This is a genomic window from Bacillus siamensis KCTC 13613, from assembly GCF_000262045.1.
Taxonomy (GTDB): Bacteria; Bacillota; Bacilli; order Bacillales; family Bacillaceae; genus Bacillus; species Bacillus siamensis.
Genome location: NZ_AJVF01000039.1, coordinates 654,499 through 674,928 on the forward strand (window position 1 = coordinate 654,499; position 20,430 = coordinate 674,928).

The 20,430-nt window shown below is 47.0% G+C and carries 24 protein-coding genes and 1 other RNA gene; 20 read left to right on the forward strand and 5 right to left on the reverse strand.

Features of this window, described 5'->3' with window-relative positions:
- Positions 1 to 15: 15 nt before the first annotated feature.
- From Y79_RS0111985 to opuCD, 3 genes are read left to right on the forward strand one after another with little or no spacing between them, the layout of a single operon-like run.
- Entirely contained in the window at positions 16 to 669 is a 654-nt protein-coding gene (locus tag Y79_RS0111985; protein ID WP_016937897.1) for an ABC transporter permease, read from the forward strand.
- A gap of 37 nt (positions 670 to 706) precedes the next feature.
- Positions 707 to 1,600 carry an osmoprotectant ABC transporter substrate-binding lipoprotein OpuCC gene (gene opuCC, locus Y79_RS0111990; protein WP_032864811.1) on the forward strand — a complete coding sequence of 298 codons (894 nt, stop codon included), beginning with the start codon at positions 707 to 709 and terminating at the stop codon, positions 1,598 to 1,600.
- A gap of 17 nt (positions 1,601 to 1,617) precedes the next feature.
- Positions 1,618 to 2,292: a glycine betaine/carnitine/choline/choline sulfate ABC transporter permease OpuCD gene (gene opuCD, locus Y79_RS0111995; protein WP_016937899.1), complete on the forward strand. Its 675-nt coding sequence runs from the start codon at positions 1,618 to 1,620 to the stop codon at positions 2,290 to 2,292.
- A gap of 32 nt (positions 2,293 to 2,324) precedes the next feature.
- On the opposite strand, the gene Y79_RS0112000 is transcribed toward opuCD, so the two are convergent.
- Positions 2,325 to 2,858 carry a GbsR/MarR family transcriptional regulator gene (locus Y79_RS0112000; protein ID WP_003151660.1) on the reverse strand — a complete coding sequence of 178 codons (534 nt, stop codon included), beginning with the start codon at positions 2,856 to 2,858 and terminating at the stop codon, positions 2,325 to 2,327.
- A 285-nt stretch (positions 2,859 to 3,143) separates the two neighbouring features.
- Between Y79_RS0112000 and Y79_RS0112005 the strand changes: the two genes are divergently transcribed.
- The 9 genes from Y79_RS0112005 to Y79_RS0112045 all read left to right on the forward strand — a co-directional run bounded on the left by Y79_RS0112005 (position 3,144) and on the right by Y79_RS0112045 (position 10,989).
- A complete protein-coding gene (locus tag Y79_RS0112005) occupies positions 3,144 to 4,289 on the forward strand; it encodes a betaine/proline/choline family ABC transporter ATP-binding protein (RefSeq protein ID WP_016937900.1) in 1,146 nt (381 codons plus the stop codon).
- A 16-nt stretch (positions 4,290 to 4,305) separates the two neighbouring features.
- The gene (locus Y79_RS0112010) at positions 4,306 to 4,959 is read left to right on the forward strand and encodes an ABC transporter permease (RefSeq protein WP_016937901.1); all 654 of its coding nucleotides are present in this window, start codon (positions 4,306 to 4,308) and stop codon (positions 4,957 to 4,959) included.
- A 61-nt stretch (positions 4,960 to 5,020) separates the two neighbouring features.
- Positions 5,021 to 5,890: an osmoprotectant ABC transporter substrate-binding protein gene (locus Y79_RS0112015; protein WP_193759249.1), complete on the forward strand. Its 870-nt coding sequence runs from the start codon at positions 5,021 to 5,023 to the stop codon at positions 5,888 to 5,890.
- 18 nt (positions 5,891 to 5,908) lie between these two features.
- The gene (locus Y79_RS0112020; RefSeq protein WP_016937903.1) at positions 5,909 to 6,586 is read left to right on the forward strand and encodes an ABC transporter permease; all 678 of its coding nucleotides are present in this window, start codon (positions 5,909 to 5,911) and stop codon (positions 6,584 to 6,586) included.
- Between the two features lie 110 nt (positions 6,587 to 6,696).
- Positions 6,697 to 7,410 (forward strand): lantibiotic protection ABC transporter ATP-binding protein, encoded by a 714-nt coding sequence (locus Y79_RS0112025; protein WP_016937904.1) that lies wholly within the window; start codon positions 6,697 to 6,699, stop codon positions 7,408 to 7,410.
- Positions 7,407 to 8,141 carry a lantibiotic immunity ABC transporter MutE/EpiE family permease subunit gene (locus tag Y79_RS0112030; protein ID WP_016937905.1) on the forward strand — a complete coding sequence of 245 codons (735 nt, stop codon included), beginning with the start codon at positions 7,407 to 7,409 and terminating at the stop codon, positions 8,139 to 8,141. The genes Y79_RS0112025 and Y79_RS0112030 overlap by 4 nt, the downstream gene beginning before the upstream one ends.
- Entirely contained in the window at positions 8,138 to 8,911 is a 774-nt protein-coding gene (locus tag Y79_RS0112035; protein WP_016937906.1) for a lantibiotic immunity ABC transporter MutG family permease subunit, read from the forward strand. Before Y79_RS0112030 ends, Y79_RS0112035 begins: the two co-directional genes overlap by 4 nt.
- A 21-nt stretch (positions 8,912 to 8,932) precedes the next feature.
- A complete protein-coding gene (locus Y79_RS0112040; RefSeq protein WP_016937907.1) occupies positions 8,933 to 9,595 on the forward strand; it encodes a response regulator transcription factor in 663 nt (220 codons plus the stop codon).
- Entirely contained in the window at positions 9,586 to 10,989 is a 1,404-nt protein-coding gene (locus tag Y79_RS0112045) for a sensor histidine kinase (RefSeq protein WP_016937908.1), read from the forward strand. The genes Y79_RS0112040 and Y79_RS0112045 overlap by 10 nt, the downstream gene beginning before the upstream one ends.
- Positions 10,990 to 11,072: 83 nt before the next feature.
- On the opposite strand, the gene Y79_RS0112050 is transcribed toward Y79_RS0112045, so the two are convergent.
- The 3 genes from Y79_RS0112050 to rghR form a co-directional block, all read right to left on the reverse strand.
- A complete protein-coding gene (locus Y79_RS0112050) occupies positions 11,073 to 11,390 on the reverse strand; it encodes a winged helix-turn-helix transcriptional regulator (RefSeq protein WP_016937909.1) in 318 nt (105 codons plus the stop codon).
- A gap of 80 nt (positions 11,391 to 11,470) precedes the next feature.
- Positions 11,471 to 11,902 carry a helix-turn-helix domain-containing protein gene (locus Y79_RS0112055; RefSeq protein WP_016937910.1) on the reverse strand — a complete coding sequence of 144 codons (432 nt, stop codon included), beginning with the start codon at positions 11,900 to 11,902 and terminating at the stop codon, positions 11,471 to 11,473.
- 24 nt (positions 11,903 to 11,926) lie between these two features.
- The gene (gene rghR / locus Y79_RS0112060; protein ID WP_016937911.1) at positions 11,927 to 12,337 is read right to left on the reverse strand and encodes a transcriptional repressor RghR; all 411 of its coding nucleotides are present in this window, start codon (positions 12,335 to 12,337) and stop codon (positions 11,927 to 11,929) included.
- Between the two features lie 195 nt (positions 12,338 to 12,532).
- On the opposite strand from rghR, the gene Y79_RS0112065 reads away from it, so the two are divergent.
- From Y79_RS0112065 to ssrA, 6 genes are all read left to right on the forward strand, one after another.
- The gene (locus Y79_RS0112065) at positions 12,533 to 12,721 is read left to right on the forward strand and encodes a helix-turn-helix domain-containing protein (RefSeq protein WP_101605598.1); all 189 of its coding nucleotides are present in this window, start codon (positions 12,533 to 12,535) and stop codon (positions 12,719 to 12,721) included.
- A 121-nt stretch (positions 12,722 to 12,842) separates the two neighbouring features.
- Complete coding sequence (gene secG, locus Y79_RS0112070) at positions 12,843 to 13,073, forward strand: preprotein translocase subunit SecG (protein ID WP_013353627.1); 231 nt, start codon at positions 12,843 to 12,845, stop codon at positions 13,071 to 13,073.
- Positions 13,074 to 13,191: 118 nt separating this feature from the next.
- Complete coding sequence (locus tag Y79_RS0112075; RefSeq protein WP_016937913.1) at positions 13,192 to 13,932, forward strand: alpha/beta hydrolase; 741 nt, start codon at positions 13,192 to 13,194, stop codon at positions 13,930 to 13,932.
- Positions 13,933 to 13,950: 18 nt separating this feature from the next.
- Complete coding sequence (rnr, locus tag Y79_RS0112080) at positions 13,951 to 16,284, forward strand: ribonuclease R (RefSeq protein ID WP_016937914.1); 2,334 nt, start codon at positions 13,951 to 13,953, stop codon at positions 16,282 to 16,284.
- Positions 16,285 to 16,423: 139 nt separating this feature from the next.
- A complete protein-coding gene (gene smpB / locus Y79_RS0112085) occupies positions 16,424 to 16,894 on the forward strand; it encodes an SsrA-binding protein (RefSeq protein WP_003151688.1) in 471 nt (156 codons plus the stop codon).
- A gap of 167 nt (positions 16,895 to 17,061) precedes the next feature.
- Positions 17,062 to 17,424: a transfer-messenger RNA gene (gene ssrA, locus Y79_RS1000000120885) on the forward strand.
- Positions 17,425 to 18,381: 957 nt separating this feature from the next.
- On the opposite strand, the gene Y79_RS0112095 is transcribed toward ssrA, so the two are convergent.
- Entirely contained in the window at positions 18,382 to 19,035 is a 654-nt protein-coding gene (locus Y79_RS0112095) for a hypothetical protein (protein WP_016937915.1), read from the reverse strand.
- Positions 19,036 to 19,215: 180 nt separating this feature from the next.
- Here Y79_RS0112095 and Y79_RS0112100 point away from each other — a divergent pair, with 180 nt between their 5' ends.
- Together Y79_RS0112100 and Y79_RS0112105 are read left to right on the forward strand one after the other, a co-directional pair.
- Positions 19,216 to 19,521: a barstar family protein gene (locus Y79_RS0112100; protein ID WP_016937916.1), complete on the forward strand. Its 306-nt coding sequence runs from the start codon at positions 19,216 to 19,218 to the stop codon at positions 19,519 to 19,521.
- A 114-nt stretch (positions 19,522 to 19,635) separates the two neighbouring features.
- The gene (locus Y79_RS0112105) at positions 19,636 to 20,430 is read left to right on the forward strand and encodes an SDR family NAD(P)-dependent oxidoreductase (RefSeq protein ID WP_016937917.1); all 795 of its coding nucleotides are present in this window, start codon (positions 19,636 to 19,638) and stop codon (positions 20,428 to 20,430) included.

Below are 20,430 nucleotides of genomic sequence, written 5' to 3' on the forward strand. Positions count from 1 at the left end.
GGAGGAACGCTTACAATGAATGAAATGATCAAGTTTTTGCAGACGAACGGCGGAGAGCTGTTATATAAAACGTGGGAGCATTTATATATTTCAATCATCGCCGTCATATTAGGCATTCTCGTCGCCGTTCCGCTCGGAGTGGGGCTGACGAGAATGAAAAAGGGCGCAGGCGCTGTCATCGGCGCCGTCAACATTGTGCAGACCTTGCCGAGCCTCGCGATACTGGCATTCTTTATCCCGCTGTTAGGGGTGGGAAAGGTGCCGGCGATCGTCGCGCTGTTTTTCTATTCGGTGCTGCCGATTCTCCGGAACACGTACACCGGCATTCAAGGCGTAAACAAAAATCTGCTGGAATCGGGAAAAGGTATCGGGATGACGGTCTGGGAGCAGATCAGGCTTGTGGAACTGCCGCTTGCGGTTCCGGTAATCATGGCGGGCATCCGCACATCCACCATTTATCTGATCGGCTGGGCGACGCTTGCTTCTTTTATCGGGGGCGGCGGGCTCGGAGACTATATTTTTATCGGCCTGAATCTCTATCAGCCTGAATATATTATCGGCGGCGCCGTGCCTGTCACCATTTTAGCCATTATCATCGATTATCTGCTTGCGGCGACGGAACGGAAGGTGACGCCGAAAGGGCTGAAAGGACTGAAGGAAGTATCATAAGGAGTTGGCTGTTTTGAAAAGAAACCTAAAGAGATGGATGTGCGCGCTGGCGCTGTCGGCTGCTCTGCTTTTAGGCGGCTGTTCCCTTCCCGGGCTGAGCGGGGCTTCCGATGATACGATTAAAATCGGGGCGCAAAGCATGACGGAATCAGAAATTATCGCCAATATGCTCGCACAGATGATTGAGCACAATACCGATTTGAATACGGCATTAATTAAAAACCTTGGATCAAACTATGTCCAGCAGCAGGCGATGCTCGGCGGTGAAATCGATATCGCCGCGACGCGCTACTCAGGAACTGACTTAACGAGCACCCTCGGCATGGAAGCGGAAAAAGATCCGAAAAAAGCATTATCCATCGTGCAGAAAGAATTTGAGAAACGCTTCCATTACAAATGGTTTGATTCCTACGGATTTGAAAACACATACGCTTTTACCGTCACGAAAGAGCTTGCGGAAAAAGACCATTTAGACAAAGTATCAGATATTAAGAAGTATGCGGATCAATTTAAACTCGGTGTAGACAATGCGTGGCTGAAACGAAAAGGCGACGGCTATAAGGGCTTCACCGACACATATGGCTATGAATTCGGCACAACCTATCCGATGCAGATCGGACTTGTATACGATGCCGTGAAAAACGGGAAAATGGATGCTGTCCTCGCTTATTCAACGGACGGACGGATCAAAGCATACGATCTGAAAATTTTAAAAGACGACAAGCAGTTTTTCCCGCCGTATGACTGTTCGCCGGTCATCCCCGACAGCGTGCTGAAACAGCATCCGGAACTGAAAGGCATTGTAAATAAACTGATCGGCAAAATTGATACGCAAACGATGCAGGAATTGAATTACGAGGTGGACGGCAAGCTGAAAGAACCGTCCGTCGTCGCTAAAGAATTTTTGGAGAAACATCATTATTTTGAATAAGAAATGAGGTGGGGCAAATGGAAGTGCTGCAGCAGCTCGGCACTTATTATTCTCAAAACGGCGCCTATGTGCTTCAGGAGTTTTACCGCCATTTTCTCATGTCGGTATACGGCGTTTTATTTGCGGCGATCGTTGGGATTCCGCTCGGCATCTTCATTGCCAGATACAGAACATTAAGCGGCTGGGTATTCGCGGTGACAAACGTGATTCAGACCGTGCCGGCGCTTGCGATGCTCGCGGTGCTGATGCTCGTCATGGGGCTCGGCGCCAATACGGTGATTTTGTCGCTGTTTTTATATTCGCTTCTTCCGATCATCCGGAATACGTACACGGGAATCGCCAGCATTGAACACGCTTATCTTGAATCGGGAAAAGCGATGGGCATGACCAAATTTCAAGTGCTCCGCATGGTGGAATTGCCGCTTGCGCTCGCCGTCATCATGGCGGGGCTGCGGACGGCGCTCGTCATCGCGATCGGCATTACGGCAATCGGTACGTTTGTCGGCGCTGGCGGACTCGGTGACATTATTGTCAGAGGCTCAAACGCCACGAACGGAACCGCGATTATTTTAGCCGGCGCCATCCCGACAGCGCTCATGGCCGTTATCGCAGATCTTGTGATGGCGTGGCTGGAGCGGGCGCTGAGTCCGGGGAGAAAGAAAAAACGAACCAAAGCGCCGAATGCGGCATGAAAAAAACGCCTTGCGGGTCAGGGCGTTTTTTCTTATGGCTTCGGAACATGCTTGAAAATTTCTTCGCTTTCGAAAAACTCGATCAGGCGGCTGATCCAATTGTAGTAATCAAGCCAATCCTTTAATTCTTTCAGCAGTTCATTGATTTTTTCCTCAGCTTCCTCCGGCACGCCGTTTTCAAGAACGGCCGTCAGTTCGCGGTTCAGCTTTTTATGCATCATCTTATTTTTGCTGACGACCTTGCTCCATGTGGCCGTAAACAGCGTAATAAAGGTTTGGTAATAATCCTGCTCGACGTCGTATAAATCTTTGCGGACGCCTTTTTCAAACACTTTTTCCGCCAGATTGACGTCAAGCATTTCACGGACGGCCTGGCTCATTCTCGTTTTGCTCATGCCGGTCGCTTCTGATAATTCAGTTAAGGTCATCGGCTTGCGATTCATATAAATAATGCCTAAAATGCGTCCCACCGTCGCGGGCATCCCGAATGTATGCATATTTTCAGCGATTCGTTCTATTAAATGATCTTCGGCTTGTTCGATTACGTGTAACGGATCTTTCTCCAACAGTTTCAATCCTTTCAGTCAGCAATTCCGATGTCAATATACCATATTTTTAAACCGGCGGAAATGCTCTTCCGAGAGAATTTGGCAGTAATTCGGAGCAATAAGAAGAACTTTGCCGGTCAATACGGGTAAATCAGTGCTTACACAACCTTTATATATAATATGGACAAATTGTAAACTTTTTTATTTATAAAGTTTAATTTATAATGGGAAACATTCAATTGTCTGAAAAGTTAAATACAAATTTAACGAATTGAATAAACTTAATCATGGAGGTGTGAGTGTTTGCTGACATTAGAAAATGTCTCGAAAACGTATAAAGGCGGAAAAAAGGCCGTCAACAGCATCAATCTGAATATCGCTAAGGGCGAATTTATTTGTTTTATCGGACCGAGCGGCTGCGGGAAAACGACGACGATGAAAATGATCAACCGCTTAATTGAACCGACGGAAGGCAGAATCCTGATAGAGGGCCGGAACATTATGGAACAAGACCCGGTGGAACTCAGAAGAAGCATCGGCTATGTCATTCAGCAGATCGGGCTGTTTCCGCATATGACCATTCAGCAGAACATTACCCTCGTTCCGAAACTTTTAAAACATCCTGCAAAAGAACGGAAGGAACGGGCGCGGGAGCTTTTAAAGCTCGTTGATATGGGGCCTGAATATTTAGACCGTTACCCTCATGAACTGAGCGGAGGACAGCAGCAGCGAATAGGTGTATTACGGGCACTTGCCGCAGAGCCGCCGCTCATCTTAATGGATGAACCGTTCGGGGCGCTTGACCCGATTACGAGAGATTCCCTTCAGGAAGAATTTAAAAAACTGCAAAAAACCTTACATAAAACCATCGTATTTGTTACCCATGATATGGACGAAGCCATCAAACTTGCGGACAGAATCGTCATTCTGAAAGCGGGAGAAATCGTCCAAGCCGGAACGCCTGATGACATTCTCCGATTTCCGGCGAATGAATTTGTCGAGGAGTTTATCGGCAAAGAACGGCTGATTCAATCATCCAGCCCTGATATTGAACGGGTGGAGCAGATCATGAATTCCGCTCCTGTGACGGTAACACCTGAGAAAACGCTGTCAGCCGCGATTCAGCTGATGCGCGCCGAGCGGGTGGATTCGCTGCTCGTCATTGATGAGAAGAACGTTCTCCAAGGTTATGTCGATGTGGAAATGATTGACCGCAAACGAAGACAGGCGGCAACCGTCGCGGAAGTGCTCGAGCGCGATCTATACACGGTCAGAAGCGGCACCCTGCTTCGCGACGCCGTCCATAAAATTTTAAAAAGAGGCATGAAATTTGTGCCCGTCATTGATGAAGCCGGCCGTTTAACGGGAATCGTGACAAGGGCAAGTCTCGTTGACATCGTCTATGACTCCATTTGGGGAGAAGAGAAAGAACTCGCGGTGATGTCATGAGGAGGCTTCAATTGATATGAATCAGACCGTGCAATTTTTACAGACAAACGGTGCAGAACTGCTTTATAAAACATGGGAGCACTTGTACATCTCATTAATCGCCGTCATGGCGGGCATTCTCGCCGCCGTTCCGCTCGGCATCCTGCTGACGAGGATGAAAAGAGGCGCCGGCACAGTCATCGGCATCGTCAACATCATCCAAACTTTGCCGAGCCTTGCCATTCTCGCATTTTTTATTCCGCTTTTAGGCGTGGGAAAGGTCCCGGCCATTGCGGCGCTGTTTTTCTATTCCGTGCTGCCGATTCTCAGAAACACGTATACGGGAATCCTCGGCGTCAACCGGCATCTTCTTGAATCGGGAAAAGGGATCGGCATGACCGCATGGGAGCAGATCAGGCTTGTAGAGCTCCCGCTTGCCGCCCCGGTCATCATGGCGGGCATCCGGACGTCGGCGATTTATTTGATCGGCTGGGCGACGCTCGCCTCCTTTATCGGCGGAGGCGGACTGGGGGATTACATTTTTATCGGCTTGAACCTTTATCAGCCGGAGTATATTATCGCCGGCGCCGTTCCGGTCACGATGTTAGCGGCCGCCGTCGACTGCTTGCTCGGGATGACAGAACGGAAAGTCACGCCTGACGGGCTGAAGGACATAAAAAATGCTTCATAAGGAGGAAGCTCTCGTGGGGAATAGATGCAAAAAACGGCTGCTCGCATTCGCCTGTATCGGCATGCTGCTCCTTGGCGGCTGTTCGCTTCCGGGATTGAGCGCCGCGTCGGAGGATACCATCAAAATCGGGGCGCAAAGCATGACCGAATCAGAAATCATCGCGAGCATGCTCGGACAGATGATTGAACATCACAGTGATTTGAAAACAACCGTTATTAAAAATCTCGGCTCCAACGCCGTACAGCAGCAATCCTTGATAAACGGTGATATTGATATCGCCGCGACGCGCTATACGGGAGACGCGCTGACGGGCACGCTTCGCATGGAGCCGGAAAAAGACCCGGACAAAGCTTTGCGGCTCGTTCAGCGTGAATTTCAGAACAGATATGACATGAAATGGTTTGATTCCTACGGCTTTGATAATACATACGTCTTTACCGTTTCCGGACAGCTTGCCCGCAAATACCATTTAGAAACGGTATCCGATGTCAAAAAAGAGGCGTCTCATCTGAAATTCGGCGTTGATAACTATTGGATGAAGCTGAGAGGCAACGGATATCAGGATTTTATGAACACATACGGAATGTCATTTGAAGGCACGTATCCGATGCAGATCGGCCTCGTTTACGACGCGCTGAAAAGCAGGAAGATGGATATCGCGCTCGCTTATTCCACCGACGGAAGAATCATTGCTTACGGACTGAAAACACTGAAGGATGATAAGCGGTTCTTTCCTCCGTACGACTGTTCACCCGTCGTTCCGAAACGTGTATTAAACGAGCATCCCGAGCTGGAAGGCGTGATCAATCAAATGATCGGCGCGATTGATACAAAGATGATGCAGAAAATGAATTACGAAGTCGACGGCCAATTAAAAGAGCCGTCCGTCGTGGCAAAGGAATTTTTAGAAAAGCATCATTACTTTGAATAACGGAAAGGAGATATGCGGATGGACACGCTGAAAGAGCTGTTTACGTATTACGCTCAAAACGGCAGCTATGTTCTGTATGAGTGCTGGCGGCATTTTCTCATGTCGGCGTACGGCGTCGTTTTCGCCGCCGTTTTCGCCATTCCGGCCGGCATTGTGACAGCGAGGCACGGGCGTCTCTCCGGCTGGGTGTTTGCTGTGGCGAACGTGATTCAAACCGTTCCGGCGCTGGCGATGCTCGCCGTCCTGATGCTTGTCATGGGACTTGGCGCCAATACGGTCATCACGGCTTTGTTTCTGTATTCACTGCTGCCGATTCTCAGGAATACGCACACGGGCATTATTAATATTGATCACGCTTATCTTGAGTCGGGAAAAGCGATGGGCATGACGAAATATCAAGTGCTTCGCATGGTGGAGCTGCCGCTTGCGCTTTCCGTCATTATGGCGGGTCTTCGAACGGCGCTCGTCATTGCGATCGGCATCACGGCAATCGGCACCTTCGTCGGCGCAGGCGGTCTCGGGGATATGATCGTCAGAGGCTCGAACGCGACAAACGGAACCGCCATTATTCTTTCGGGCGCCATTCCGACCGCACTGATGGCGGTAGCCGCAGACCTGCTGATGGCGTGGTTGGAACGAGCCCTCAGCCCTGTGAAAAAACAAAAAAGAAAGCTGATCGTACGCTCAGCCTCATGAAAAAAAGCATTCTTCTGCGTGAAGGATGCTTTTTTTGATTTCTTGATTAAATTTTGATAACTGCGCTGTAAAGTCTTACATATCAAATAACAAAGCAGAGGGGTAATCATATGAGCAACATCTTAGAAACAAGACAGCTGCAAAAATCATTCGGCAGACAACAGGCAGTGGCTGATGTGTCTCTATCGGTTAAGCGCAACAGTATTTACGGCCTGCTCGGTCCGAATGGCGCCGGAAAATCAACGACTCTTAAAATATTGACCGGCATCTTGCAGCAAACATCCGGCGAGGTTCTGTTCGACGGGCATCCATGGAAGCGCGAAGATTTGAAAAAGATCAGTTCCCTGATTGAAGCGCCGCCGCTTTACAGCAACCTGACAGCTGCTGAAAATCTGAAAGTCCGCTGCGTGATGCTCGGGCTTCCTGATTCAAGAATTGCGGAGGTGCTGGAAATCACGGGATTAACGGGAACCGGAAAAAAGCGCGCCGGCCAATTTTCCATGGGAATGAAACAGCGTCTCGGCATTGCGTTGGCATTAGTCAACCGTCCGTCACTCTTAATTCTTGACGAGCCGACAAACGGATTGGACCCGATGGGGATTCAGGATTTGCGGGAATTTATCCGCTCCTTGCCCGGACAGGGAATGACGGTAATTTTATCAAGCCACCTGTTATCAGAAGTGGAGCAGATCGCAGACCATATCGGAATCATCAGTGACGGTGTTTTGGGATATCAAGGAGAAATCAGCCGGGAAGACGATCTGGAGCAGCTGTTTCTGGAGGTAGTCAAATCAACACGGGAGAAAGCGGGGGCAGGAAAATGATTCAGTACATGCAGGCGGAACACCTTACATCTAAAAGAACATTTATCAGAAAGCTGATCATTCTGATTCCGCTTCTGAACACGGCTTTTTCTTTTCTGCTGAATGCCGCCTATTTTATGACGGGCACGTTCAATTGGTGGGCGGTTATTTTCATGCCGCTCATGATTGCTCTAATGTGCGGTTTATCTGTTAAAAAAGAGAAAAAATCTGCGCATGACCGCGCGGTGTACTCATTGCCGGCAGACTTAAAAAGCATATGGCTCTCAAAAATAAGCTTGATCGCGCTGTATTCACTCCTGTCGCAAATCGTCTTTTTCATCATCATGTTTTTACTTGGCCTTGTGTTTCCGGGAATTGCTGCGCTGCAGCTGAAAGGCGTTGAAGCGGGCTCCCTTTTATGGCTGACGACGCTTTGGGAAATCCCATTGTGCTTATGGATTGCCAGACAGTTCGGGTTTACGGCAGTCATTCTCGTGAATATGATTGCCGCCTTTGTTTTGGGTATTGTGCCGGCGTCCGGTTCATTGTGGTGGCTGAGTCCGTGGAGCTGGTCAGTCCGGGTGATGTCACCGATTCTCGGGATCCATCCGAACGGAATTCCGCTTCCCGCAGACAGCGGCTTATTAAACGGAAACGTGATCTTTCCGGCTATTATTCTTTCTATCCTTTCTTTTATCGCAATAAGTTTGATTTCCGCCGTGCCTTTTGCAAAAGGGGGAAACCGGTCATGACCGTGCTTTTACGATATATGTGGGCCGATGTATTAAAAATGAAGCGCACGCCGTTCATATGGATGCATGTTGCGGCGCCGGCCGTATGCGCGGGATTTTTCCTGTTATATATGATGTATGGAAGGATTCAGGAGCCTTATGTGCTGTACAGCGTCTTCTTCAACGTGATTGCCGTTTTATACCCTTTAATCATCAGTATTGTCTGCGGCATGTCTGCCTCCGTCGAGGAACAGGCGGGTCATTTTCAGATGATGCTGGCGGTTCCGTATTCGAAAATCGTCAGTTTTGCGGGCAAGCTGCTTCTATTGCTGCTCTTGAATGTGTTATCGATAGGTCTTGCCATCTGTCTTTATTTGGCGGGGATGAAATTTGTTCTTCACATCAATGACCTTCCGTACTTTCTCTTTTTAAAGGGAGGGGCGTGGCTGATTGCCGGCAGTATTCCGCTTTATATGATTTCTTTTTTTGTCGGCATACAGTACGGCATGGGACCGTCCGGGCTTTTGGGGGGAGCGGGTTTATTAATGGCGGCGCTGATGAATACGGGATTGGGCGATGTCATCTGGCGTTTTTTTCCGTGGGCATGGAGCGTGCGGCTGTCGGACCTTGCAGGACTGCTGCATTTTGATAAAGTCAAAAAAGAGTTCCTCCCTTATGTGAGATACGATATGAGATTCGGAGAAATAATGTTATATTTTTCTATAGTGATATTATGTCTGGCCGGCCTCCATTGGTGCAGAAGATGGGAAGGGCGGCGTTCATATGAATAAAGGCAAGGAGCGATTCGGCCGGTGGCAAACATTTTAGCGGTAGATGATGAAAAAGATATTCTCGTTCTGATCAGAAACATTTTACAGCGTGATCAGCATACAGTAACGATTCTGGAAAAAGCGGAAGATCAGTCATTGGATTTTTTTCAAGGCTATGATTTGATTCTTCTTGATGTCATGATGCCCGGAACCGACGGGATTGAACTCTGCCGGAGGATTCGGCCGCTGGTGGACAGCCCGATCCTGTTTTTAACGGCAAAGTCTGACGAAGAATCCATTGTGAAAGGCCTCATGACAGGCGCTGATGATTACATCACAAAGCCGTTCGGCGTACAGGAATTGATGGCAAGGGTAAACGCGCATGTCAGAAGGGAACAGCGGGAAAAGCGTCAGACAAAACGTCTGATATCAGGCTTCATGTTTGATTTTGACAATAAAGAAGTATGGTTTGATGACCGGAAACTGCCTCTTACGAAAAACGAATATAAAATCGTAGAATTTCTGGCACAGCATAAAAACAGAACATTCTCACGGGAGCAGATTTACGAGGAAGTGTACGGCTTGGACGGCGATGCGCTCTATTCAACCATTACGGAGTTTATCAGAACCATCCGGAAAAAATGTAAAGAACACGGGGCTGATCCGATCAAAACGGTGTGGGGTGTCGGATACAAATGGGAATAGCAAAAGGAAAATCCAGCATCCGCAAAGAGCTTGTCAAATTTACCATCACGCTGTGTCTGAGCACGATGGGGGTGGCGGCATTATGCGTCGCCTTAAATGCCATTGCCCTGAATGCCGGAGCGATCCTGCCGGCAAATTACAGCGAGCATGAGGCGGAACAGATCAAGCCCCGCCTGAAATCGGCGGAAAAGATAACAGAAGACATGATTCCCGACGGTATGACATACGCCGTTTTTGATAAAAAAACGAAGCGGATGACGAAAGGAACGATGACGGAAAAAGACGCGGCCAGCGCCAGAAAAAAGATCCAGCACCAGCCGTATTTTAATTATGCTCAAAAAGGATTCATGGTGGTTGATCGGAAAAATGAATATGGCGTTCTCCAATATTCACTCAGGTCGGAATTTCAGTCGCCGCTGCTAAGGCGCTATCTGCCGAATTATGAATGGACGGGTCTTGCGGTTCTGATCACTTTGCTTCTTTTAACTGTGTTTATCGTGACGACGCGATTCGCCAATCAGCTGAGACGGCATTTCAGCACACTCAGCTCCATTACGGCAAGCATTCAAAAACAGAATTTAAATATCAATCCAAAAAGGCCGCGCATAAAGGAATTTGACGATGTCATTGACTCTCTGCTGAAAATGAAAGACGCGCTTCAGGCATCTCTGGCTGCGCAATGGGAGGCGGAGCGGATAAAGAAGGAACAGATCGGCGCGCTTGCGCATGATATTAAAATTCCGGCAACGATCATTAAAGGAAATGCCGAGCTGCTTCAGTTAACAGAACCTGATGAGGAACAGACGGAATACACGCAGTATATCCTTGATGCCGGAAACAAAATCGAGCAATATGTCGGGCAGCTGATTCAGCTTTCTAAAGCGGAGGAGGCAGTTGCCGTTCATCTGGAATATACCGATCTCAAAGAGTGGGCTCAAAACATATATCGTGACGCGGCGGCGCTTGCGGGGCCGAAACAGATTGATCTCGTCCTCAGTGAGCGGGGCATTGACCGAAAAGAAGCGCCGATTGATCAAGAACTGCTTCGCAGGGCGGTCATGAATATCGCGGCGAATGCCGTCGACTATACGCCGGAAAGAGGAGAAATCCGTGTGGACGTCCTATGCACCGATACCGCACTCAGTATTGCCGTATCCGACAGCGGAAGCGGGTTCTCGCAGGAAGCGTTGAAAAGGGCGACACAGCTTTTTTACACGGAGGATAAAAGCAGACATTCGGCGGGGCATCACGGCATGGGGCTTACATTCGCCCATCATGTCGTACATCTTCATCACGGTGAATTAATACTTGAAAATCAAGAGTCTGGAGGAGCCCGTGCGGAAATCCGAATTCCGCTGGAAGGCATCAGACAAAAACAAGCCCCGCACACATGAGGGCTTGTTTTCCTGTTTAAGAAAGGCAAAATGAAAACGGCTGTCCGTTTGAGAGATCAGCCGCTTATGCGGAAAAGCGTTTATCAGGAAGGATCAATCCATGTTGAAGACCACTTGGAAATTTCCTCTAAAATAGGGGCTAATGCGCAGCCTTTTTTCGTTAAAGAATACTCAATACGGACAGGCGTTTCGGGGATAACATCCCGTTTGATCACACCTTCTGTTTCAAGTTCTTTCAGACGTTCTGACAAGACTCTTCCGCTTAAATTCGGAAGCGCCGCTTCAATTTCGCTAAATCGCTGCTGTCCGTTCAATAACTGAAAGACGATTAGAGCCACCCAGCGTTTACTTAGGATGTCGACCGCTTTTTCGAATCTGGGGCACATTTCTGATTGGTTCATGCTTTTTCACCTCGTCTTCTGCTATTATACCGCAAAATCGGAGGGAACGTACGTCTGGCGCTTGTTAAGTTGAGGGAGGATCAAAAAGAGGATGAGGAATCCGGGGAGCGCTTTTTTGCTTCAGCCGCGATAAAATCAAAGTATTTGCTGACGCTTTCAATGTCTTCCTTTGTGAAGTGCTGCCACTTTTTGCTGTCAAACAGCGGCAGATGCTCCGCGCCTCTGTCAACGGCGGTCTGATAGATGGCACGGATGGATTGATAGCTTTCGGATGTTTCGCGGATTTCCTCCTGAAATGCCTTGATGTGTCCGGCCCGCGCCATTAACTCTTCGTACGGAATTTTTAATGTGTCCGCCAATTTCTTGATGGTCGCCGGTTTAGGAATGCCGCGGTGCCCGTTTTCAATTCTGGAAATGGTCGCCGAGCTGACGCCGGAATAGACGGCAAGCTGATTGACGGTAAGCTTCCGGGCGCGGCGCAGCTCTCTTAATTGCTTTCCGAATGTGTTCAATAAGATCGCCTCACATGTGCAAAGTCATGAGTCTTCATTTTTTCTTTTTTTGGCTTCCGCTGACAAGAATGCAAAGTATTTATCAAGCAGAACCAAGTCTTCTTTCGACAGGTGCCGCCAGTTCTCCCGCTCCAAAAGTGATAAATCATCCAGCTCATACGTTTCGGCTTTTTCCAGCAAGGTGCAGCCTGTGTCGTATGGGGCTCTCGTTTCCTGAACGGTCTCTATGTATCCCGCCGTCTGCATCAGTTCCTCATACGGGATTTTTAACGCATCTGCGAGCTTTTTAATGGTTGCAGGTTTCGGCACCCCGCGTTTGCCGTTTTCAATCCGCGAGATTCCCGCGGCGCTGACGCCTGAATACGTTGCCAGCTGGTTCACTGTCAGATGCCGTTTCTCCCGCAATGTCCGTAATTGTTTCCCGAAGCTTTCCACAGTCTCTCCCCCTCCCGCGGTCTAATTATATTCTAGTATGTTTATTGACTAAAGGGAATAGTCAGGCTGGAAAAGTATTGACAAAAGTTAACAAAAGCCGTATCTTATGTATAAGAAAGAAAGTATTTGACAGAACGGAAGGTGAAGAAAGTGGTCGAAAAGATACAGATCAGAAGAGATTATGTGCTGCAGTATATGGTCAATAATGACTACTCGTTAAACCAGCTCGCCCTGGAGATCGGAATATCTCCCGCCACACTGAGCCGTGTACTGAATGGAGAGCGGAGGCCGGGCCAGCTGGTCATCGGAAAGATGCTCTATTACTTTGACATGAAGTTTGAAGATCTTTTTTACTACGATTTTGTTGACAAAAGTCAACAGTGATGAAAGATTCAAATTGCATTTCCGTTTTTCTGACATGATGTGCACCGATACGGCGTGACATGCCTTTGCTTTTCATGTAAAATAGAAGCAATGTAGGCCAGTCAGTCTGGAGGTGTATGGGATGCACACTTTATTGATTACCTTATTGGTTATCGTCAGTATTGCACTTATTATTGTCGTATTGCTTCAATCCAGCAAAAGCGCCGGTTTATCGGGTGCGATTTCAGGCGGGGCGGAGCAGCTTTTCGGAAAACAGAAAGCAAGGGGCCTTGATCTGATTCTTCACCGCACAACCGTTGTGCTGGCAGTCTTGTTTTTCGTGTTGACGATTTCGCTGGCGTATATCGTATAAGGCAATGTTTGTATAAGGTCTGATTTAATATCAGGCCTTTTTCTTGTTGAGAGACGGCGTTTGTTTCTCGCAAAACTGTGGAAAACTAAATTGAATGTGCAAAAAAGGGGTTATGAGCATGAAAATTGTGACACCAAAACCATTTACATTTAAAGGCGGAGACAAGGCGGTGCTTCTGCTGCACGGGTTTACGGGAAATACGGCAGACGTCAGAATGCTCGGCCGCTACTTAAATGAGCGCGGCTACACTTGTCACGCGCCTCAATATAAAGGGCACGGCGTTCCGCCGGAAGAGCTGGTACATACGGGACCTGAAGATTGGTGGAAAGACGTCATGGACGGGTATGAATATTTACAATCTGAAGGCTATGAAAACATTGCGGCCTGCGGACTGTCGCTTGGCGGGGTTTTTTCATTGAAATTGGGTTACACTGTACCCATAAAGGGAATTGTTCCTATGTGTGCTCCGATGCACATTAAAAGTGAAGAGGTTATGTACGAAGGAGTTCTCTCCTACGCGCGCAATTATAAAAAATTCGAAGGAAAACAGCCGGAGCAGATTGAAAAGGAAATGAAGGAGTTTGAAAAAACGCCGATGAATACGCTCAAATCGCTTCAGGAGCTGATTGCCGATGTGCGCAAAAACGTCGACATGATCTATTCCCCGACATTTGTGGTTCAGGCACGGCATGACCATATGATTAACACAGACAGTGCAGACATCATTTACAACGAGGTGGAAACGGACGACAAACAGCTGAAATGGTATGAAGAGTCAGGACATGTCATTACGCTGGACAAAGAACGGGACCTCGTTCATCAGGATGTGTACGAATTTTTAGAGAAACTCGATTGGTAACAAACAGGAGGTCGGATAATGGAAAAAGAAGCGTTTATGGACCGTCTTCTCGCGTTTATGAAGGAAGAGGCGTACAAGCCCCTTACCGTTCAGGAACTTGAGGAGATGCTGAACATCACGGAAGCCGAAGAATTTAAAGAACTGGTAAAAGCGCTGGTGGCGCTCGAGGAGACCGGACAGATCGTCCGCACCAGAAGCAACCGCTACGGGCTTCCGGAAAAAATGAATTTAGTAAAAGGAAAAATTTCCGCGCATGCAAAGGGATTCGCGTTTCTATTGCCGGAGGATACCTCTTTAAGCGATGTGTTTATTCCGCCGAATGAGCTGAATACAGCTATGAACGGCGATATCGTCATGGTGCGGCTCAATTCCCAGTCAAGCGGATCGAGACAGGAAGGCACGGTCATCCGCATCCTGGAAAGAAGCATCGACCGCGTCGTGGGCACATACACAGAAACAAAAAGCTTCGGCTTTGTCATCCCGGATGATAAGAAAATCACGAGTGATATTTTTATTCCGAAACATGCCAATAACGGCGCTGCGGAAGGCCATAAAGTCGTCGTCAAACTGACAAGCTACCCTGAAGGCAGAATGAACGCCGAAGGAGAAATCGTTGAAATACTCGGCCATAAAAATGATCCGGGCATCGATATTTTATCCATCATCCATAAGCACGGCCTGCCGGGAGATTTTCCGGCTGAAGCGATGGAGCAGGCAACAAGCACGCCCGATACTATCGATGAAAAAGACATCAAAGACCGCCGTGATCTCCGCGATCAGGTCATTGTCACCATTGACGGCGCGGATGCGAAGGATCTGGATGACGCCGTCACTGTAACAAAGCTTGATAACGGCAGCTACAAGCTCGGCGTCCATATTGCCGATGTCAGCCATTACGTCACGGAGAATTCCCCGATTGACAAAGAAGCGCTGGAAAGAGGGACAAGCGTGTATCTGGTTGACCGGGTCATTCCGATGATTCCGCACAGACTGTCTAACGGAATCTGTTCTTTAAATCCGAAGGTCGACCGCCTGACGCTTTCCTGCGAAATGACAATCAACCAGCAGGGACAGGTGACAGAGCACGAGATCTTCCAAAGCGTCATTAAAACGACGGAAAGAATGACCTATTCAGATGTCAACCGGATTCTCACAGAAGACGACGCCGAGCTGAAAGAAAGGTATGAGCCGCTCGTCCCGATGTTCAAAGACATGGAACGTCTGGCGGAAATTCTCCGGGCGAAACGGATGGACCGCGGCGCCGTGGATTTTGATTTCAAAGAGGCGAAGGTGCTCGTCGATGAGGAAGGCGCCGTAAAAGACGTCGTCATCAGAGAGCGCTCAGTAGCGGAAAAGCTGATTGAAGAATTCATGCTCGTGGCAAACGAAACGGTGGCCGAGCACTTCCATTGGATGAACGTGCCGTTTATTTACCGGATTCACGAAGAACCGAACGCCGAAAAACTGCAAAAGTTCCTGGAGTTCGTCACGACATTCGGTTATATCGTCAAAGGGAAAGCCGGAGACATTCATCCGCGCGCGCTGCAAAGCATTCTTGACGAAGTGCGGGACCGTCCGGAAGAAACGGTGATTTCAACCGTCATGCTCCGTTCCATGAAGCAGGCGAAATACGATCCGCAAAGCTTGGGCCATTTCGGGCTGGCGACTGAATTTTATACGCACTTCACATCGCCGATCCGCCGTTATCCTGACTTAATCGTTCACAGGCTGATCAGAACGTATTTGATCAACGGACAATCGGACGAAGCGACTCAGGAAAAGTGGGCCGAACGCCTGCCGGAAATCGCTGACCATACATCAACGATGGAACGGCGCGCCGTTGATGCAGAGCGGGAAACGGACGATCTGAAAAAAGCGGAATATATGCTTGATAAAATCGGTGAGGAATTTGACGGCATGATCAGTTCCGTCACAAACTTCGGAATGTTCGTCGAGCTGCCGAATACGATTGAAGGGCTTGTGCACGTCAGCTTTATGACGGATGATTATTACCGTTTTGACGAGCAGCATTTCGCCATGATCGGCGAACGCACGGGCAACGTTTATCGGATCGGAGACGAAATCACGGTCAAAGTCGTCGACGTTAATAAAGATGAGAGAAACATCGACTTTGAAATTGTCGGCATGAAAGGCACCCGCCGTCCGAGAGAAACAACAGGCGATCGCAGAAAACGCGGCAGACCGGCGCGGAAACGTGTGTTAAACAGCAATACCCCGGCTTCACCGCCGAAATCGGAGGAAAAAGGGGAATGGTTTACAAAACCGAAGAAGAAAAAGAAAAAACGCGGTTTCCAAAACGCGCCGAAACAAAAACGCAAAAAGAAGAAGTAAATGCGAAAAGCAAATGGGGCAAAATGCTCTGTTTGCTTTCTTTCGCAAGCCGCATTTTCATTGTCGCGGAACGCTCCATTTGCTAAAATAAAGCGTATCGCACACATGAACGGTTTTTGCGGAGAGAGGAGGATAAGGCATGCCAAAAGGATCAGGCAAAGTATTATCACAAAACAAAAAAGCAAACCATGATTACTTTATAGAAGAAACCTATGAAACAGGCATCGTGCTGCAGGGGACGGAGATTAAGTCCATCCGCGCCGGCCGCGTAAACATGAAGGATTCCTTTGCGAAAATCGAGCGCGGCGAAGTGTTCCTCCACAATATGCACATCAGCCCGTACGAGCAGGGAAACCGCTATAACCACGACCCGCTCCGGACGAGAAAGCTTTTGATGCACAGGAAAGAAATCAATAAGCTGATCGGCCTGACGAAAGAGAAAGGCTATTCCCTCGTGCCGCTGAAGCTGTACTTGAAAAACGGCTTTGCCAAAGTGTTAATCGGCCTCGGAAAAGGGAAGAAAACATACGATAAACGCGAAGATTTAAAACGAAAAGACGCCAAAAGAGAAATCGAAAGAGCATTCAGAGACAGACAAAAAGGCTTCTGATGCCTGAGCCTTGATGTGATGACTGCCCTATGCTATACTGTTCACACATCAGATTCACAGGCTGTTTATTGAAGACATTCCCAATTGAATTTGTCTGTGATCATGATATAATAACAGTACAGCCAGTTGAGCAAGAGCTTGATAGATCTCCCGTATACCCTTAACAAGGGGACGTTACGGATTCGACAGGGATGGATCGAGCTTGAGCTGCGAGCCGAGAGGCGATCTCGTTAACACGCACCTAAATATAACTGGCAAAACTAAAAGTTTTAACCAAAACTTAGCACTAGCTGCCTAATAAACGCAGCGAGCTCTTCCTGACATTGCCTATGTGTCCGTGAAGAGCACATCCAAGTAGGCTACGCTTACGTTCCCGTCTGAGAACGTAAGAAGAGACTGACAGACTAGCTCTCGGAAGGCCCGCCCGCAGGCACGAAGACGAGTGAAACACAAAATATGCAGGCTACGCTCGTAGACGCTTAAGTAATCGATGTTTCTGGACGTGGGTTCGACTCCCACCGTCTCCATACATAATGCCGAAACCGCAGTGTTATCAAGGCTTCCAAAGCTTTCGATGGCACTGCGGTAACATTTTGGCAACATTTTTTAAAATTCTTCGTTTTCTCCCTTTGTGCTGAAAGGAAGATGGCTTTCGTGTTAATGCCATACCTCCTCATATCTAATTTCCTGCCGGTATATTTTAATTTCCCTTACTACTCATTCACTACTTTAAAGGATAATCTAAAAGATGATTTTTCTGTGCTGTATGTTTGCTTTATCTTATCATTTTGTATTATCTGTTTTTTCATATTTTGACAAGTATTAAGTTGTCCAGGAAATACAGTAAAGAATAGAGATAAAGCCAACAGAATTACTGTGCTCTTTGTCTGCCTGTTTTCAGAATGAGATGAAAGATAGGGACTGAATTGCGGAGTATTTTTTTCAGTCTCGTACATGGTTCTTCTGTTTAGATTTTAAATGAAATTGTTTAAATTTTTCGGTTTATACTTGAAATTAGTGAAGAGTATTAGCTATTTCGGGAATTACATACAATATAAACTAGAATTAATTCATGTTATCATTGTTTTATGGGAGGTGACGACATGAGTAAGATGAAGAAGGCTCAATGTACCAACCTAAACGAAAGATTAAGCACTTAACTACCAATAAGTATTTTTGATGAGCGTGGAAAAAATTTATACTAAGGATTGAAAAGATTAGCGAATAGGGAGGGCAGATAATTGTTTTTTAAAACTAGTAGAAATACGGATGAAAAGAGCACTAATATAGCTTTCTATTCTTCATTCATCTATTGGTCAGGTTTTTTATTGATAAATAGTATCCTTGATTTTTTTAACAAGGGTTTAAAGATAAATTCACTTTTGTTATTAATATCAGGCTTAATAGTTTTTTTTGTTAGTGAATTTATATCAAAATGTATCAGAAAAATAAAAAATAAAAAAGTGTGAGCGAAAGCTCACACTTTTTTATTGAGATCTACAACTATATGTATTCGTTGCTCCTGAACCCATTTTTGTAATAATAATGCCTTTTCCTTTAGAATTGCAGGCATTTATAGTACCCATACCTAAAAGCGGTACCGCACCTAACATTAATGTAAGTGCAGTTGGGCTTTTAGCAAAAATTTTAGCTATAGCTGTAGCTGTACCCCAAAATCCACTATTAATTCCAACAGCAGCACTCAATTGTTTTATTTGTGAGTTGCTAATTTTATATTCTTTATAGTTTATAACTCCCATTGTTGTTACAATATGTTCAACAGGTTTAATAACTTCACTTCTATTTAATTCGTCAACATACTCTTTGAATATGATCAAAGCGTCATTGCCTGTCAAAGAAGCAGATGTTTGATTTTCATAATTTACAATAGTATCATACAGGGTTTTTGCTGCTAAACTTAGTTGACTTATTTCTTCTGGAGAATTAGATGATAGATTTTTCATATCCAATTTCTCATCTAATTCATTGATAGCATCAACTAATACTGCGGTGTTTTGTACATCTTTTCCTGGTACAGTTATCGTGTCATTTTCTGACGTTTTTTTGATGGCTAAAGTGCTGATAGGAAAAATGCTAAATAAAAGCACTAGCGATAATAGAAAAACAAAAGATTTTTTCATCTATCTATAACCCTCCTTATAAGATTCAATTAAATTCTAACAACAATAAATAATACAGTAAATAACTAGAATGTTAATTTTTCCTTAACAAGTGTGAGATGAGTTATAATAACGGGTCGAGGTAATGGGTCAAGGTGTATCCTGCTAAATATAATCCGAAAAATAAAGGAGTCCATTTGAATGATAGTTGTTATCATAGACGGTAAAGATATTACAAGCACAGAAGCATTACACCGAATCTTAAAAGATCAATTAGATTTCCCGGACTATTATGGTGAAAATCTGAATGCCTTATGGGATTGCCTGACAGGATGGATCGAATATCCGCTGACTTTGGTGTGGAAGAATTTTGAGATCAGTCAGAAGGCATTGGGTTCGGATGCTGATGATGTCTTGGAGCTGTTTCAAGAGGCTCAAGAAGAGTTAGATGGTGAGTTTTTCATTCAAATCGAACAGCCGTCTGCCGGGTCAAACGACAGGCACTAAAAAGTGCGTACTTCCCCTCATCCATTTTTCTATCCGATAATAGGGACGGAAGGTTTCAGGCTTTCGATTTCTGTCCATATATAAGAAGAGACTTGCGATAGGGAGGAATGGACGATGGATTTGCAGTTGAAAGGGAAGACGGCGCTTGTGACGGGATCTACGTCAGGCATCGGGAAGGCGATTGCGGCTTCGCTGATTGCAGAAGGCGCGGCGGTGATCATTAACGGCCGCCGTGAAGAAAAGGTGAACGAAACGATCCGGGAACTAGAGAAACAGACGCCGGATGCCCTGCTCTATCCGGCCGCGTTTGATTTAGGCACGGCGGAAGGATGCGGCGAGATTTTTCAGCAGTATCCTGATGTGGATATTCTCGTGAACAATTTAGGAATCTTTGAACCCGCGGAATATTTTGATATTCCTGACGAGGAGTGGCTCCGGTTTTTCGAGGTGAATATCATGAGCGGCGTGCGGCTGACACGCCGGTATGCAAAGCGGATGATTGAACGGAAGGAAGGGCGGGTGATTTTTATCGCGAGTGAAGCGGCCGTCATGCCTTCTCAGGAAATGGCCCATTACAGCGCCACGAAAACGACGCAGCTGTCGCTGTCACGCAGTCTGGCCGAGCTCACGGAAGGGACGAATGTGACGGTGAATACGGTCATGCCGGGCTCCACGAAAACAGAGGGCGTCGAAACGATGCTGGAGTCGCTTTATCCGGGTGAAAACCTGACAGTGGCTGAAGCGGAGAGACGATTTATGAAGGAAAATCGTCCGACGTCGATCATTCAGCGATTGATCCGTCCGGAGGAGATCGCCCATTTTGTCGCCTTTTTAAGCAGCCCGCTGTCGTCAGCCATTAACGGATCTGCTTTGCGGATCGACGGCGGCTTAGTGCGGAGCATTATATAA

Coding starts and splice junctions, on each gene's coding strand:
- Y79_RS0112015 (WP_193759249.1), top strand. CDS start 5,021: ATGCTGCTCCTTGGCGGCTGTTCGCTTCCGGGATTGAGCGCCGCGTCG.
- opuCD (WP_016937899.1), top strand. CDS start 1,618: ATGGAAGTGCTGCAGCAGCTCGGCACTTATTATTCTCAAAACGGCGCC.
- Y79_RS0112010 (WP_016937901.1), top strand. CDS start 4,306: ATGAATCAGACCGTGCAATTTTTACAGACAAACGGTGCAGAACTGCTT.
- Y79_RS0112095 (WP_016937915.1), bottom strand. CDS start 19,035: ATGAAAAAATCTTTTGTTTTTCTATTATCGCTAGTGCTTTTATTTAGC.
- Y79_RS0112065 (WP_101605598.1), top strand. CDS start 12,533: ATGGTCAATAATGACTACTCGTTAAACCAGCTCGCCCTGGAGATCGGA.
- Y79_RS0112045 (WP_016937908.1), top strand. CDS start 9,586: ATGGGAATAGCAAAAGGAAAATCCAGCATCCGCAAAGAGCTTGTCAAA.
- Y79_RS0112030 (WP_016937905.1), top strand. CDS start 7,407: ATGATTCAGTACATGCAGGCGGAACACCTTACATCTAAAAGAACATTT.
- Y79_RS0112050 (WP_016937909.1), bottom strand. CDS start 11,390: ATGAACCAATCAGAAATGTGCCCCAGATTCGAAAAAGCGGTCGACATC.
- Y79_RS0112075 (WP_016937913.1), top strand. CDS start 13,192: ATGAAAATTGTGACACCAAAACCATTTACATTTAAAGGCGGAGACAAG.
- Y79_RS0112020 (WP_016937903.1), top strand. CDS start 5,909: ATGGACACGCTGAAAGAGCTGTTTACGTATTACGCTCAAAACGGCAGC.
- Y79_RS0112025 (WP_016937904.1), top strand. CDS start 6,697: ATGAGCAACATCTTAGAAACAAGACAGCTGCAAAAATCATTCGGCAGA.
- smpB (WP_003151688.1), top strand. CDS start 16,424: ATGCCAAAAGGATCAGGCAAAGTATTATCACAAAACAAAAAAGCAAAC.
- Y79_RS0112105 (WP_016937917.1), top strand. CDS start 19,636: ATGGATTTGCAGTTGAAAGGGAAGACGGCGCTTGTGACGGGATCTACG.
- secG (WP_013353627.1), top strand. CDS start 12,843: ATGCACACTTTATTGATTACCTTATTGGTTATCGTCAGTATTGCACTT.
- opuCC (WP_032864811.1), top strand. CDS start 707: ATGTGCGCGCTGGCGCTGTCGGCTGCTCTGCTTTTAGGCGGCTGTTCC.
- rnr (WP_016937914.1), top strand. CDS start 13,951: ATGGAAAAAGAAGCGTTTATGGACCGTCTTCTCGCGTTTATGAAGGAA.
- Y79_RS0111985 (WP_016937897.1), top strand. CDS start 16: ATGAATGAAATGATCAAGTTTTTGCAGACGAACGGCGGAGAGCTGTTA.
- Y79_RS0112035 (WP_016937906.1), top strand. CDS start 8,138: ATGACCGTGCTTTTACGATATATGTGGGCCGATGTATTAAAAATGAAG.
- Y79_RS0112100 (WP_016937916.1), top strand. CDS start 19,216: ATGATAGTTGTTATCATAGACGGTAAAGATATTACAAGCACAGAAGCA.